General features: G+C 60.3%; 16 protein-coding genes and 1 pseudogene. 11 read left to right on the top strand and 6 right to left on the bottom strand.

What is annotated here, in order from left to right; all coding sequences use genetic code 11:
* Positions 1–84 precede the first annotated feature (84 nt).
* Positions 85–987 (top strand): TIGR01777 family oxidoreductase, encoded by a 903-nt coding sequence (locus AB4O16_RS11685; protein ID WP_460157768.1) that lies wholly within the window; start codon positions 85–87, stop codon positions 985–987.
* A gap of 13 nt (positions 988–1000) precedes the next feature.
* Positions 1001–2023, top strand: a complete 1023-nt coding sequence (gene hemH, locus AB4O16_RS11680) for a ferrochelatase (protein WP_160390410.1) — start codon at positions 1001–1003, stop codon at positions 2021–2023.
* Between the two features lie 107 nt (positions 2024–2130).
* Here the strand turns inward: hemH and AB4O16_RS11675 are convergent, their stop codons facing one another.
* Positions 2131–3405 (bottom strand): uracil-xanthine permease family protein, encoded by a 1275-nt coding sequence (locus AB4O16_RS11675; protein ID WP_160390409.1) that lies wholly within the window; start codon positions 3403–3405, stop codon positions 2131–2133.
* A gap of 2 nt (positions 3406–3407) precedes the next feature.
* Positions 3408–4047 (bottom strand): annotated as a pseudogene (upp, locus tag AB4O16_RS11670) (uracil phosphoribosyltransferase).
* Positions 4048–4212: 165 nt separating this feature from the next.
* Here upp and AB4O16_RS11665 point away from each other — a divergent pair.
* From AB4O16_RS11665 to AB4O16_RS11650, 4 genes are all read left to right on the top strand, one after another.
* Positions 4213–4770 carry a hypoxanthine-guanine phosphoribosyltransferase gene (locus tag AB4O16_RS11665; RefSeq protein ID WP_008060214.1) on the top strand — a complete coding sequence of 186 codons (558 nt, stop codon included), beginning with the start codon at positions 4213–4215 and terminating at the stop codon, positions 4768–4770.
* 3 nt (positions 4771–4773) lie between these two features.
* Complete coding sequence (locus AB4O16_RS11660) at positions 4774–5247, top strand: WbuC family cupin fold metalloprotein (RefSeq protein ID WP_160390408.1); 474 nt, start codon at positions 4774–4776, stop codon at positions 5245–5247.
* A gap of 23 nt (positions 5248–5270) precedes the next feature.
* Positions 5271–5756 (top strand): hypothetical protein, encoded by a 486-nt coding sequence (locus tag AB4O16_RS11655; RefSeq protein ID WP_460157767.1) that lies wholly within the window; start codon positions 5271–5273, stop codon positions 5754–5756.
* A gap of 63 nt (positions 5757–5819) precedes the next feature.
* Positions 5820–6107 carry a PA4642 family protein gene (locus AB4O16_RS11650; protein WP_015096805.1) on the top strand — a complete coding sequence of 96 codons (288 nt, stop codon included), beginning with the start codon at positions 5820–5822 and terminating at the stop codon, positions 6105–6107.
* 149 nt (positions 6108–6256) lie between these two features.
* Here the strand turns inward: AB4O16_RS11650 and mqo are convergent, their stop codons facing one another.
* Positions 6257–7765 carry a malate dehydrogenase (quinone) gene (gene mqo, locus AB4O16_RS11645; RefSeq protein ID WP_460157766.1) on the bottom strand — a complete coding sequence of 503 codons (1509 nt, stop codon included), beginning with the start codon at positions 7763–7765 and terminating at the stop codon, positions 6257–6259.
* Positions 7766–8471: 706 nt separating this feature from the next.
* A complete protein-coding gene (locus AB4O16_RS11640; RefSeq protein WP_460157765.1) occupies positions 8472–8711 on the bottom strand; it encodes a hypothetical protein in 240 nt (79 codons plus the stop codon).
* A gap of 205 nt (positions 8712–8916) precedes the next feature.
* Here AB4O16_RS11640 and AB4O16_RS11635 point away from each other — a divergent pair, with 205 nt between their 5' ends.
* Positions 8917–9501: a YajG family lipoprotein gene (locus tag AB4O16_RS11635; RefSeq protein WP_150715536.1), complete on the top strand. Its 585-nt coding sequence runs from the start codon at positions 8917–8919 to the stop codon at positions 9499–9501.
* A 125-nt stretch (positions 9502–9626) separates the two neighbouring features.
* Here the strand turns inward: AB4O16_RS11635 and AB4O16_RS11630 are convergent, their stop codons facing one another.
* A complete protein-coding gene (locus tag AB4O16_RS11630) occupies positions 9627–9833 on the bottom strand; it encodes a hypothetical protein (RefSeq protein ID WP_460157764.1) in 207 nt (68 codons plus the stop codon).
* A 192-nt stretch (positions 9834–10025) separates the two neighbouring features.
* On the opposite strand from AB4O16_RS11630, the gene AB4O16_RS11625 reads away from it, so the two are divergent.
* Positions 10026–10304 (top strand): hypothetical protein, encoded by a 279-nt coding sequence (locus AB4O16_RS11625; RefSeq protein WP_160390405.1) that lies wholly within the window; start codon positions 10026–10028, stop codon positions 10302–10304.
* Positions 10305–10381: 77 nt separating this feature from the next.
* Here AB4O16_RS11625 and AB4O16_RS11620 read toward each other — a convergent pair whose 3' ends face one another.
* Positions 10382–11548, bottom strand: coding sequence for a 1-acyl-sn-glycerol-3-phosphate acyltransferase (locus AB4O16_RS11620; RefSeq protein ID WP_460157763.1), 1167 nt, complete (start codon positions 11546–11548; stop codon positions 10382–10384).
* Positions 11549–11687: 139 nt separating this feature from the next.
* On the opposite strand from AB4O16_RS11620, the gene AB4O16_RS11615 reads away from it, so the two are divergent.
* Genes AB4O16_RS11615 through AB4O16_RS11605 form a run of 3 tightly spaced genes read left to right on the top strand, consistent with a single transcriptional unit; the run spans position 11688 to position 12799 of the window.
* The gene (locus AB4O16_RS11615) at positions 11688–11870 is read left to right on the top strand and encodes a CPXCG motif-containing cysteine-rich protein (protein ID WP_160390403.1); all 183 of its coding nucleotides are present in this window, start codon (positions 11688–11690) and stop codon (positions 11868–11870) included.
* A gap of 9 nt (positions 11871–11879) precedes the next feature.
* A complete protein-coding gene (locus tag AB4O16_RS11610; protein ID WP_160390402.1) occupies positions 11880–12140 on the top strand; it encodes a putative signal transducing protein in 261 nt (86 codons plus the stop codon).
* Between the two features lie 35 nt (positions 12141–12175).
* Entirely contained in the window at positions 12176–12799 is a 624-nt protein-coding gene (locus tag AB4O16_RS11605) for an SOS response-associated peptidase (RefSeq protein ID WP_460157762.1), read from the top strand.
* The last annotated feature ends 96 nt before the right edge of the window (positions 12800–12895 follow it).

Genomic DNA, 12895 nt, shown 5'->3' with positions numbered 1-12895 from the left:
ACATAGAGCCTGCTCGATACCAAAGATCCCTGCTTATAAAAATAGACTAATGGACAGGGTAAAACGCCACGCGAGGAAGAAGTCATGCACATATTGCTGACCGGCGGTACTGGTTTGATAGGACGTCAGCTTTGCCGGCACTGGTCGGGGCAGGGATATCGCCTGACAGTCTGGAGTCGCCAGCCTGAAAAAGTCGCGAAAACATGTGGTGCCCAGGTGCGTGGAATTGCCCGGCTGGAGGATCTGGGGCAGGAGCCGGTGGATGCCATCGTCAATCTTGCCGGAGCACCGATTGCCGATCGGCCGTGGACGCACAAGCGTAAAGCCTTGTTGTGGAGCAGCCGGATCACGCTGACTGAAACCCTGCTGGCGTGGCTCGAAAGTCGCGAGCAGAAACCACGGGTGTTGATTTCCGGTTCGGCCGTCGGTTGGTATGGCGACGGCGGCGAACGTGAGTTGACCGAAGAGTCGCCACCGGTCATCGATGATTTCGCCAGCCAGTTATGCATCGCCTGGGAAGAGACTGCACAGCGGGCTGAAGCACTGGGCATTCGCGTCATCCTCATCCGCACCGGCTTGGTGCTGTCGGCGGAAGGCGGCTTTTTGTCGCGGCTGTTGCTGCCGTTCAAACTGGGCCTGGGAGGGCCGATCGGCAACGGCCGGCAGTGGATGCCGTGGATTCATATCGACGATCAAATCGCCCTGATTGATTTTCTTCTGCATCGCAACGAGTCCAGCGGTCCCTATAATGCGTGCGCGCCCAAACCGGTGCGCAACCGCGAGTTTGCCAAGACGCTGGGCAGCGTGCTGCATCGCCCGGCGTTCATGCCGATGCCGGCCTTCGCATTGAAGGTGGGGCTGGGCGAGTTGTCACTGTTGTTGCTGGGCGGCCAGCGGGCGACTCCGGTGCGTTTGTTACAGGCCGGTTTCACTTTTAAGTTCATGGATTTGCGCGCGGCTCTGGACGATCTGTCCGGTCGCCTTTGAAATAGGACGTTGCATGACCGATCACGCGTTGCTTCTGGTCAATCTGGGTTCACCTGCCTCCACCTCGGTGGCGGATGTGCGCAGCTACCTCAATCAATTTCTGATGGACCCGTATGTGATCGACCTGCCATGGCCGGTTCGACGCTTGCTGGTGTCGCTGATCCTGATCAAGCGTCCCGAGCAATCGGCCCATGCCTATGCCTCGATCTGGTGGGACGAGGGTTCGCCGCTGGTGGTGCTCAGCCGTCGCCTGCAACAAGCGATGAGCAGCCAATGGCAGCACGGCCCGGTCGAACTGGCGATGCGTTATGGCGAGCCGTCGATTGAATCCACGCTGGTTCGGATGGTTGCGGCGGGGCACAGGCGAATCACCCTGGCGCCGCTCTATCCTCAGTTTGCCGACAGCACCACGACTACGGTCATCGAAGAGGCCAGGCGCGTGGTGCGCGAGAAAAACCTCAACGTGCAGTTGTCGGTGCTCCAGCCGTTCTACGATCAACCCGAGTACCTGGATGCGCTGGCGGCCACGACCCGGCCGCATTTGCAGCAGGACTTCGATCACTTGCTGATGAGTTTTCATGGCTTGCCGGAACGGCATCTGAAGAAGCTCAACCCCGGGCACAGCTTCGAGGGCGGCGGTGATTGCTGCGCCGGAGCGCCACCCGAGGTGGTCGCCACCTGTTATCGCGGCCAATGCCTGCGTACGGCGGCAGAGGTCGCCAAGCGTTTGGGGTTGCCGGAGGACAGGTGGTCGGTGTCGTTCCAGTCGCGCCTGGGGCGCGCCAAATGGATCGAACCCTACACCGAGGCGCGCCTCGATGAGTTGGCCAAAAGTGGGGTGAAAAAGATTCTGGTGATGTGCCCGGCGTTCGTTGCCGATTGCATCGAGACCCTGGAAGAGATCGGTGATCGCGGCAAGGAACAGTTCCGCGAAGCGGGGGGAGAGGACCTGGTGCTGGTGCCGTGCCTCAACGATGACGCGCATTGGGCGCGGGCGTTGAGTACATTGTGCGAGCGAGCACCTTTGGCGCTTTAAAAAGCTTCGCGAGCAGGCTCGCTCCCACAGGGAAATGCATTCCAAAACTGTGGGAGCGAGCCTGCTCGCGAAGAGGGTCTTTCAGTCAACGAAGAATCTGAGCCTGCTTAGATCAGCGGCTCATCCGCCTTCTTGTGCTTCCAGCTGTCATTGCCCGGCAGGAGCAGGTTCAAGCCGATCGCCACCACCGCGCACAGCGCGATGCCCTTGAGGCCGAAATCGTCCGGGCCGGTGCCGGTGCCGATCAGCACGCCGCCGATCCCGAACACCAGGGTCACCGACACGATCACCAGGTTGCGCGCCTCGCCCAGATCGATCTTGTGGCGGATCAGCGTGTTCATCCCCACCGCCGCAATCGAACCGAACAACAGGCACAGAATCCCGCCCATTACCGGCACCGGAATGCTTTGCAGCAGCGCGCCGAACTTGCCGATGAACGCCAGGCTGATGGCGAAGATCGCCGCCCAGGTCATGATTTTCGGGTTGTAGTTCTTGGTCAGCATCACCGCGCCAGTCACTTCGGCGTAGGTGGTGTTGGGCGGGCCGCCGAACAGACCGGCCGCCGTGGTGGCAATGCCGTCGCCGAGCAGGGTGCGGTGCAGGCCGGGTTTCTTCAGGTAATCGCGTCCGGTCACGCTACCCACGGCAATCACGCCGCCGATGTGTTCGATGGCCGGGGCCAGGGCCACCGGAACGATGAACAGGATCGCCTGCCAGTTGAATTCCGGCGCGGTGAAGTGCGGGATGGCGAACCAGGGTGCCGCAGCGATCTTCGCGGTATCGACCACGCCGAAATAGAACGCCATGCCGAAACCGACCAGCACGCCGGAGATGATCGGCACCAGGCGGAAAATGCCCTTGCCGAAAACCGCGACGATCAGCGTGGTCAGCAGCGCCGGCATCGAGATCATCATCGCCGTCTGGTAATGAATCAGTTCGCTGCCATCACCGGCCTTGCCCATGGCCATGTTGGCGGCAATCGGCGCCATGGCCAGGCCAATCGAAATGATCACCGGCCCGATCACCACCGGCGGCAGCAGGCGGTCGATGAAACCGGTGCCTTTGATTTTTACCGCGAGGCCGAGGAAGGTGTAGACGAAACCCGCCGCCATTACGCCGCCCATGGTCGCGGCCAGGCCGAACTGGCCCTTGGCGAGAATGATCGGGGTGATGAAGGCAAAGCTCGATGCCAGGAACACCGGCACCTGACGCCCGGTGACGATCTGGAACAGGATCGTCCCCAGGCCGGCCGTGAACAGCGCCACGTTGGGGTCGAGGCCGGTAATCAGCGGCATCAACACCAGGGCGCCGAAGGCCACGAACAGCATCTGTGCACCCGACAGTACCGTGCGCCAGAGCGGATCGTTGAACTCTTGCTGCATGGTCACGCGTCCTTCTGCTTGGTGCCGAAGATCTTGTCACCGGCATCGCCCAGCCCCTGGGATGATGTAACCGTGTTCGTTCAGTTTCTGATCAATGGACGCGGTGTAGATGATCACGTCCGGGTGAGCTTTCTCGACCACGGCAATGCCTTCCGGCGCGGCGACCAGCACCATGGCGCGAATGTCCTTGCAGCCGGCTTTTTTCAGCAGGTCGATGGTGGCAACCATCGAGCCGCCGGTGGCGAGCATCGGGTCGATGATCATGGCCAGGCGTTCGTCGATTTCCGGTACCAGTTTCTCGAGGTAGGTGTGGGCCTCGAGGGTTTCCTCGTTGCGGGCCACGCCCACGGCGCTGACCTTGGCGCCCGGGATCAGGCTGAGCACACCTTCGAGCATACCGATGCCGGCACGCAGGATCGGCACCACGGTGATTTTCTTGCCGGCGATTTTCTCGACCGACACAGTGCCGCACCAGCCTTCGATATCGTAGGATTCCAGCGGCAGGTCTTTGGTGGCTTCGTAGGTCAGCAGGGCGCCGACTTCCTGAGCGAGCTCACGGAAATTCTTCGTGCTGATGTCTGCGCGGCGCATAAGGCCAAGTTTATGACGGATCAGCGGGTGGCGGATCTCATGGATGGGCATGGGGAAAGGCTCCGGCGGCGGGCAAAAAAACCGGCCTAGATTAATCTATCCGAGGGTGTTGTCCTATAGACATACAGTACGTTAGTCCACAAACGCTTGATCTGGCCTCGCTGGATGCGTACCTTTGCCCGCTTTTCCTGAATCCGTCCCCCCCTGGAGAGCGCCATGTCCGCTGATCTCGAGCATATCCGTCAAATCATGCGAGAGGCTGACTGCCTGTACACCGAAGCTGAAGTCGAGGCGGCCATCGCCCGCGTCGGTGCACACATCAACGATGAACTGGCGGACAGCAACCCGGTGGTGTTCTGCGTGATGAACGGCGGCCTGATTTTCGCCGGCAAGCTGCTCACCCATTTGCAGTTCCCGCTGGAAGCGTCCTATCTGCACGCGACCCGTTATCGCAACGAAACCAGCGGCGGCGAGCTGTTCTGGAAGGCCAAACCGGAAGTTTCGTTCATCGACCGCGACGTGCTGATCATCGACGACATCCTCGACGAAGGTCACACCCTGGGCGCGATCATCGACTTCTGCAAACACGCTGGCGCACGTAAAGTGCACACTGCCGTGCTGATCGACAAAGACCACGACCGCAAGGCTCGTCCAGACCTGAAGGCCGATTTCGTCGGCCTGCCATGCATCGACCGCTACATCTTCGGTTACGGCATGGACTACAAAGGCTACTGGCGTAACGCCAACGGTATTTTCGCCGTTAAAGGAATGTAAGACATGGATACGCCTCGCTTTCTGGATCAGACCTTGTTCGCCGAGCTGGCCGGGAAAGCCGCGGCCAGTCCTCGCGGGCGCCAGCATCACAACTTCCACCAGATGGAAGACGCTTGCCATCGCATGGCGGTGGGGCTGCAGCCGTCCACGTATATCCCGCCTCACCGGCACTTGGGCGACAACAAGGCCGAAACCCTGCTGGTCCTCAAGGGCCGGTTGGGCGTGCTGATCTTCGATGAGACCGGTGCGGTGCTGAGCAAGACCGTGCTGCAGGCCGGTGGGGACTGTGTTGGCGTGGACCTGCCAACCGGTGTGTTCCACGGTTTGGTGGTGCTGGAGGCCGACAGCCTGATGTTCGAATGCAAGGCTGGTCCTTACCGTCCGGTCGGCGAGGGTGAACTGGCCCATTGGGCGCCGCGTGAAGGCGAGCCTGGTGTCGCCGAGTATCAGGCCTGGATGCACGCGCAGTTCGATTGATCTTCCACACCCTGGAGCCCGTCATGAACCTGTTGATCCGCTGCTGCGCTGCCCTGTTGCTGACCCTCAGCCTGCCATTGGCTGCCGCTCCCGCGCCCATGCACGGTCAATTCCTGCCGCCGGACGATCTCACGCTGCGCGATGCCGCTCCCGAACAGCAGCAACTGATGCAGGTCACCGATTATTCGGTGGTGGTCGGCGCACAGCGTCAATCCAATCAACAGCCGATTCCGGTCACTTCGCCTTTGATGATTCGCCTCAAGGGCAAGTCCCTGAACAAGGGCGCCACCATCAGCCAGGTGCTGGTCAACTTCGACGGCGAGAGCAAAAGCCTGAAGAAGCCGGTCTACGACCAGCCGAGCAAGACCCTGACCCTCTATTACCCGCTGGCGCAATACCGGGTGGTGATCGATTTGCTGCGCAACGACACGGTGTATTGCCAGTTTCTCAGCTACGCCAATGGGCATGTCTGGGCTGACTTGCACACCGGTAGCACGCGTGCGCGTTGAGCCCTGAGCCTGCGCAGGGGTAAACTGCCCGCCCCGTGAAATGTCTGCGAGCTGGAGTCGGCAATGCGTAAAGATAAAAAACAAGTGATTGGTGACGAGATCGGCGACGAGCAGATCAAGTTGTTCCTCGATTTCGAACCGGTCGACGCGACTTCTCCGTCCCTGCACAAACTGGTCAAGGCCTACCGTGGCCTGCGCATCGACGATTTCGAGCGTTTCCTGACGTTCTTCGTCGAGGCGGGTTACGACGTGAATGGCAAGGATGAGCACGGCAATGACTTCGTTGCCCTGATCAAGGATCAGCGCAACGCGCCGGATTACATCGAGCTGATCGAAAAAGCCCGCGGCTAAGATCTTTCAGACGCGCAAAAAAACGCCCCGAACTTGTAGGAGCCGGCTTGCTGGCGATGGCATCACCTCGGTCTGTCAGATACACCGGGGTGATACCATCGCCAGCAAGCCGGCTCCTACAGGAGCGGGGCGTTTTTCATGTCACCGAATCAAGCGTAGCTTTCGGTCTCGCTGCTGGCTTCAACCAGTTCCAGGGCAACGTTGTTCTGCGTGTTGATCTTGCGATACAGCGCAGCGTCGGTTTCCAGAACCTTTTCCCGGGCGGGGAAGATTTCTGCCAGTTTGCCAGCCCATTCGCCCTTGGCCTGGTTCGGGAAGCACTTTTCGATCAGCTCGAGCATGATCGAAACGGTCACCGATGCACCCGGCGAAGCGCCGAGCAGTGCCGCCAGGGAACCGTCCTTGGCCGCGACCAGTTCGGTACCGAATTGCAGGATGCCGCCTTTTTTCGGGTCTTTCTTGATGATCTGCACCCGTTGGCCGGCCACTTCCAGGCGCCAGTCTTCGGCTTTCGCCTCAGGGTAGAAGCGACGCAGGGAATCCAGGCGCTGCTCCATCGACTGCATCACTTCGCTGACCAGGTACTTGGTCAGGTCCATGTTGTTTTTCGCCACGGCGAGCATCGGGCCGATGTTGCCGGCGCGAACCGACATCGGCAGGTCCATGAAGGAGCCGTGCTTGAGGAACTTGGTGGTGAAACCGGCGTACGGTCCGAACAGCAGGGACTTCTTGCCTTCGACCACGCGGGTGTCCAGGTGCGGCACGGACATTGGCGGCGAACCCACGGCTGCCTGGCTGTAGACCTTGGCCTGGTGGTGCTTGACCACTTCCGGGTTGTCGCAACGCAGCCACTGGCCGCTGATCGGGAAACCGCCGAAGCCTTTGCTTTCTTCGATGCCCGAGGCTTGCAGCAGCGGCAGTGCCGCGCCGCCAGCGCCGAGGAAGACGAATTTGGCGTCGACTTCACGGGTGTTGCCGCTGTTGACGTCCTTGATGCTGACGGTCCAGCCACCGTTGCTGCGCTTGAGGCCGGTCACGCGCTTGCAGTACTTGACCTGGGCATCGGGTGCGCTGGTCAGGTGCTTGAGCAACTGGTTGGTCAGGGCGCCGAAGTTGACGTCGGTACCATTGATCACGCGGGTGGCGGCCAGGGTTTCGCCAGGGTCGCGACCAGGCATCATCAATGGCATCCACTCTGCCATTGTTGCCTTGTCTTCGGTGTATTCCATGTCGTTGAAGGCGTGGTGCTTGCTCAGCACCTTGAAGCGTTCCTTGAGGAAGGACACGCCGCTGTCGCCCTGCACGAAGCTCAGGTGTGGCACCGGGCTGATAAACGATTTGCACGAGCCGAACGTGCCTTTTTTGGTCAGGTACGACCAGAACTGCTTCGACACCTCGAACTGGGTGTTGATGAGCACGGCTTTCTTGATGTCGACGGCGCCATCGGCGGCCTGCGGCGTGTAGTTGAGCTCACACAGCCCGGCGTGACCGGTACCGGCGTTGTTCCACGGGTTGGAACTCTCCGCGGCACCGGAATCCATCAGCTCGACGACTTCCAGCTTGATCGCGGGGTCGAGCTCTTTGAGCAGTACCGCGAGGGTGGCGCTCATGATGCCGGCCCCTACCAGTACTACGTCGACTGCTTCGTTATGCGCCATTTAACGCGTCTCCAAAATCTGCAGCACCAAATTGACGGCATGGCTGCCAGGCGTTCCGGGGCGAGTCAGTGATGCCCCTCGAACTCATGGCAGTATCGCCATGTCCGAATCTTCGCAATTTATCGCAACTTCGACGGACGCTACCTGCCGGGCCTATGAGCCATATGAACTCATTTCAGCGCGCGGGAGGCAATTCGACTTATGGTCGATACATCCGTTTGTGCAACCAAATCCGTAGCGGACAGGCTTCAGGCTCCGGTGTTCGAGGAATACTCGGTCCTGTGTCGTTGGGCTGTTGTAGACGCTAATGGTGCATGTTCAGACGCAAAACTATTCATTTGCTCGCCACACTCTTGTGAAGTTGTGAAAACCCGTTTTTTTCACGCTCTTTTGAAGACGTGAACCTCAAAAAGGGCTGTCCCAGCCTGGCACCGTGCCCGAAAAACGGGCAGACAGCTCAGTGACCGAGCGTAATGACAGCTCTGCAGATTCGCGAAAAGTGGAGGTTTTGCTCAACAAAACAGCAAGCGCGCCAGCTTCACTCGATCTGTGTGGGCGGCTCTCTGTGGGCGGTGCGGGGTGTCAATACAAGCGCATTGACGATGCTGCGAGGCCCGATCAGGAGACGTCCTTATAATCGGGGGGAGATTGTATCTAAGAAACGCAGGGAAATGGTCGTGTTTGATGACTTTTATTAGGTCTTTGGTCAGGTCGTCAGCAGTTGTTGTGCCCGCGAGCGTGGCTGGTGCGGCTGCGGAACGACACGAGCGCCGGCCGGCAGCGGCTGATTCAGCCAGTTCAGGCGGATTTCTTCGATTTCGACCCAGCCATCGCCCATGGGCTGGAGGCTGCACTGCTTGAAGGCCTGGCAGTGGCCGTTGCGGTCGAGCAGGGCGAAGCAGCGGTGCAGCGGGCGTGGCGCGAACAGCGAGATCAGATGGCGCATGGCGGAGTACCGTGTGGGTGACTTTCGAGAAGGTTGCCTGTAGGCCGTTACGCGCAAGTGTATGAGTGGTGACATCTGTGTGACATGAACCGCAAACCCCAAGGGTTGTCAGAGATTTCATCAAACACTGTGAGGTGCTGGTTCCCCGCAGTGGCGCACCGCTATACTGCCGGCCTGTTTTGTGCCTGATTCTGGAGAGATGAGCATGTTGCAACGCCTGTTGTTCGGTTTGATCACTGTGACCAGTTTGACCCTGGTTGGCTGCGCCCACAGCCCGCAACAACTGAGCCCGGAACCCAAGCTGACCACTCAACTGGCCCCGGTCGGCCATGGTCAGCCCGTCGTGGTGCGCGTAGTGGACGGTCGCCCGTCGCCGACGCTGGGCACCCGTGGCGGCCTGTACCCGGAGACCAGCGCGATCACCGTGCAGGGCGCGCAGATTCTGCCGAAGTTGCAGGCCCAGGCTGAAGCCGCGGTGCGTCTGTTGGGCTTTACCCCGACGAACAACGCCATGAATGCTCCGCAACTGACCGTGACCCTGGCAGAGCTGAAGTACCAATCGCCCAAGGAAGGCATGTACGTGACTGAAGCCACCATCGGCGCGACCTTCCGCTCCGATGTACAGAACGGCAACCGTCGCTACAGCGGCCGTTATGGTTCGTCCCTGGACCAGCGTTTCGGTATGGCGCCGAACCAGGAAACCAACACCAAGCTGGTCAGCGATGTGCTGAGCGATGCGTTGACCCGCCTGTTCAAGGATCCGACCGTGGGTCAGATTCTCGGCGAATAATGCGAGCCCCTGTAGGAGCGAGCCTGCTCGCGATGGACTTGAGGGCGCCGTGGGGTATCAGATTCCCCGCGTAATCGTTAACGACCATCGCGAGCAGGCTCGCTCCTACAGGGGGGGCGTTGGTGTCAGGCCGCCTGCGAGTAAAAGTCCAGCACACTCACACCCGTGAGCCAATCCGTTTCCGGCAAATCCGCATGTTGATGCCCGCCCAGGGCGCAATACACCAGCCAATGGCGGTCCTGAACGTTGAAAGCTAGGCTGCCGACGAGGGCCTGTTGTTCTTCGCTGGGGGTGATGAGGTAGAGACGATCCTGGTTTTCGGCGTGGAGCATGACGGAGTCCGTGTCGGTTTCGAGGCGCGCATGGTCGCCGATTCAGATGACGAAGCCGTGACGCAGGACAGCCATTGATCAATTGCTTCGTTATTTGTCGGAAACAGAGGGCAGGGACGCAGGCTTTCGGTAGAATCCGCGCCGCGGTCGCCGGTCCGGCACCTGCCACGCCTGTTTTGCCTGAGGTTTGTGATGTCGCTGCACTTGATGACGCTGTTTACCGCCCATCCCGCCAAATTGATCAATCTGCTGGCCTTGCTGTTTGCCTTTCCGGGCGGCTGGTTGCTGCACGCCACCCGACGTCGTGAACTGCGCGCGATGGCCAGCTTGCAGGCGCAGCGCCAGAGCAGCCCCAACGTAGAGCCCACGCTGGATTGGGCGACCTTGCGCATGAACCGGTTTTTCTACATCTTCGGTTTTGCCTGCATGGGGTTGGCGTTGCTGGTGTCGTGGATCAGCACTCAAGTCTGAATTACCGCAAAACCTGTGATGAACAGATACAAAAACGGCGCCTCAAGGGCGCCGTTTTCACATCTGGCAAAAACCGCTTACAGCGGCAACCCTGCCTTCACCCGGTACTGATTGCGCACCGGCGTCGCATATTGCAGCACCAGGAACGGACGATGCTCTTCAGGGCAGGCGTCCAGGCGGCGTTGCCATTCTTCCTGGGCCTTGGCCAGTTCCTCGGCCGGGAACACTTGCGCAGCGGTCGGTACCTGCAGCTGTGGATCAGCGTCTTTCCACTGCGCGTAAGCCAGGTAGTGCACCGGGAACAAGCGGTACCCGCTGAGGATCTGCTTGTCCATCTCGACGGCCAATTGCTTGGTGTCTTCGAACAGTTCGCTGATCGGCGCGGCAAAGTTCACATGCACCCGGCCCTTGTAGCCGGTGATGCCCTTGGCGATGCTCACGTCATCCTCGCCCGGCACCTTGGTGTAGCTGCCGGTGGTGGCGCGGATGTAAAGCTCGCGGGCCTTGGCCTGATCGCACGGGTCGTATTCATAGCTGATCGACACCGGGGTCAGGTTCAGCGACTGAATGACCTCGCCGAACGGCTCGTCCTTGCGGCTCATGTGGAACATCTTGAGGATCGCCGATTCGGTACGGTCGTCACCGTCCTTGGCGCGGCCCTCGGCCTGGGCGATCCAGATCGACGCGCAATCGTTGCGGATCGAGTGGTTGATGTACGCCGACAACAGTTGATAAGCCGCCATTTTCTCCCGGCGTCCGCTGATCGAGCGGTGCACGATGAAGCTCTTGTTCAGGCGCATCAGGTCGCTGACGAATGGCTTTTGCAGCAGGTTGTCGCCAATGGCGATGCGCGGGGTCGGCAGGCCGGCGTGGTACACGGCGTAGTTGACGAAGGCCGGGTCCATCACGATATCGCGGTGGTTGGCGATGAACAGGTAGGCACTGCCGGACTTGAATTGCTCCACCCCGGTATAGGTGACACCGTCGGTGGCGCGTTCGATGGTGTGGTCGACGTAAACCTCGACTTTGTCCTGTAACGTGGCCACACAGGTCACGCCGGCAAACTCACGGCGTAGCCGATGGGCTATAAGAGGTTTGAGCGCCCAGCCTAAAGCGCCGGCGAAACGCGGGAAGCGGAAGTGGGTGAGGATATCTAGAAACGCCTTGTCGCCAAGCAGCCGATCCAGCACCGCTGGGACTTCGCTGTCGTCGTAAGGTCGGATGGCATCGAATTCGCCCATCATGCTCTCTTGTTAGAAACGGCTAGGGTAAGTAAAGGTTCTGATAGAAAACCGGCGGGGCACGGTCTGAAAAAGTAGCCAGACAAAAATAGCCCTGCAAATAGACCGGCGATTATACGCACAAGTCACCTGGGAGACCGCGATGCTGGAAAGCGCAGTTTATGAATGTCCGTATTGTGGGGAGGAAGTCGAGACCTCACTGGATCTGTCCGGTGGGGATCAGACCTATATTGAGGACTGTCAGGTGTGCTGCAGGCCGATAACCTTCGTATTGCAGGTTCATGAAGATGAATGGCATCTCGAAGTCTTCAGCGAAAATGAGTGAGGAGCGTGTATGCAGCGCATCTACGACCCGGAAAACCTGATGGAAGGCGAGTTGCTGCAAGGCATGCTCGCCAGCGAGGGTATCGAGGCGCATCTGGTGGGCCGTGACTTGCTCGGGGGCAGCGGCGAGTTGCCGATCTATGGCCTGCTCGGGCTGTCGGTCGATAACGACCAGGCCGAATACGCCCGCGAGCTGATCACCGCGTACAATGCAGCGCTGCCGCTGTCTGGCGATGAACCGGACAGCTATCCCGGCACGTTGGTCTGTTAGGCTGGCGTTCGTTTGATCAAGAGTCGTGTTGCCCCATGTGTGGACGTTATGCCCTGTTTCGCTGGAACCCCGCCTTTGCGGCGCTGCCCGGTTTTCCCGCCGACCAGCAGGCGCAGTGGAACATTTCCCCCAACGATTCGGTGTTGATGCTGCGGGCCGAGCCTGACGGTCAGCGCTCGCTGGCCCGCGCCCGCTGGGGGTTGACCCCGCCCTGGCTGACCGATCTGTCCCGCACCCCGGCCCATGCCCGTGCCGAAACCGTTGCCGAACAGCCAATGTTTCGCCAGGCCTTGCGCGAGCGTCGCTGCCTGTTGCCGGCCAATGGTTTCTACGAATGGCGCGGCACGACGCACAAGCGCCCGTACTGGCTGACGCCGGGGGAGGGCTCGTCGCTGTTTTTTGCGGCGATCTGGGAGGCGTATCCGGTGCAAGAGCAGGTGTGGCTGAGTACCGCGGTGATCACCCAGCCGGCGGCGAGCCAGCGGCGACCGTTGATTCTTGATGAGGCGGGGCAGGCCGCGTGGCTGGATCCCGAGACGCCCTTGCATGCGTTGCAGGCATTGCTGGCCAGTGAACCTGCCGCATTGCGCGAGCGGGTGTTGGCCAACATGGTCAATGATCCGAAGCTCAATGGGCCGGAGTGTCTCACTCCGGGTTGAGTAATTGGCTGGCTGAACCGGCCCCATCGCGGGCAAGCCCGCTCCCACAGGGATCTATGGAGTTCACAAAACCTGTGGGAGCTGGCTTGCCAGCGA

Source organism: Pseudomonas sp. S2_H10, assembly GCF_054668285.1.
Note: the sequence above shows the minus strand (reverse complement) of the source record. Positions and strands in the feature narration are given on the sequence as shown.

Excerpts from the sequence above, each read along its gene's own strand:
- mqo (WP_460157766.1), bottom strand. The coding sequence starts at position 7,765 with ATGGCGCATAACGAAGCAGTCGACGTAGTACTGGTAGGGGCCGGCATC.
- AB4O16_RS11625 (WP_160390405.1), top strand. The coding sequence starts at position 10,026 with ATGTCGCTGCACTTGATGACGCTGTTTACCGCCCATCCCGCCAAATTG.
- AB4O16_RS11685 (WP_460157768.1), top strand. The coding sequence starts at position 85 with ATGCACATATTGCTGACCGGCGGTACTGGTTTGATAGGACGTCAGCTT.
- AB4O16_RS11660 (WP_160390408.1), top strand. The coding sequence starts at position 4,774 with ATGGATACGCCTCGCTTTCTGGATCAGACCTTGTTCGCCGAGCTGGCC.
- AB4O16_RS11615 (WP_160390403.1), top strand. The coding sequence starts at position 11,688 with ATGCTGGAAAGCGCAGTTTATGAATGTCCGTATTGTGGGGAGGAAGTC.
- AB4O16_RS11620 (WP_460157763.1), bottom strand. The coding sequence starts at position 11,548 with ATGATGGGCGAATTCGATGCCATCCGACCTTACGACGACAGCGAAGTC.
- AB4O16_RS11650 (WP_015096805.1), top strand. The coding sequence starts at position 5,820 with ATGCGTAAAGATAAAAAACAAGTGATTGGTGACGAGATCGGCGACGAG.
- AB4O16_RS11665 (WP_008060214.1), top strand. The coding sequence starts at position 4,213 with ATGTCCGCTGATCTCGAGCATATCCGTCAAATCATGCGAGAGGCTGAC.
- AB4O16_RS11655 (WP_460157767.1), top strand. The coding sequence starts at position 5,271 with ATGAACCTGTTGATCCGCTGCTGCGCTGCCCTGTTGCTGACCCTCAGC.
- AB4O16_RS11630 (WP_460157764.1), bottom strand. The coding sequence starts at position 9,833 with ATGCTCCACGCCGAAAACCAGGATCGTCTCTACCTCATCACCCCCAGC.
- AB4O16_RS11605 (WP_460157762.1), top strand. The coding sequence starts at position 12,176 with ATGTGTGGACGTTATGCCCTGTTTCGCTGGAACCCCGCCTTTGCGGCG.
- AB4O16_RS11635 (WP_150715536.1), top strand. The coding sequence starts at position 8,917 with ATGTTGCAACGCCTGTTGTTCGGTTTGATCACTGTGACCAGTTTGACC.
- hemH (WP_160390410.1), top strand. The coding sequence starts at position 1,001 with ATGACCGATCACGCGTTGCTTCTGGTCAATCTGGGTTCACCTGCCTCC.
- AB4O16_RS11640 (WP_460157765.1), bottom strand. The coding sequence starts at position 8,711 with ATGCGCCATCTGATCTCGCTGTTCGCGCCACGCCCGCTGCACCGCTGC.
- AB4O16_RS11610 (WP_160390402.1), top strand. The coding sequence starts at position 11,880 with ATGCAGCGCATCTACGACCCGGAAAACCTGATGGAAGGCGAGTTGCTG.
- AB4O16_RS11675 (WP_160390409.1), bottom strand. The coding sequence starts at position 3,405 with ATGCAGCAAGAGTTCAACGATCCGCTCTGGCGCACGGTACTGTCGGGT.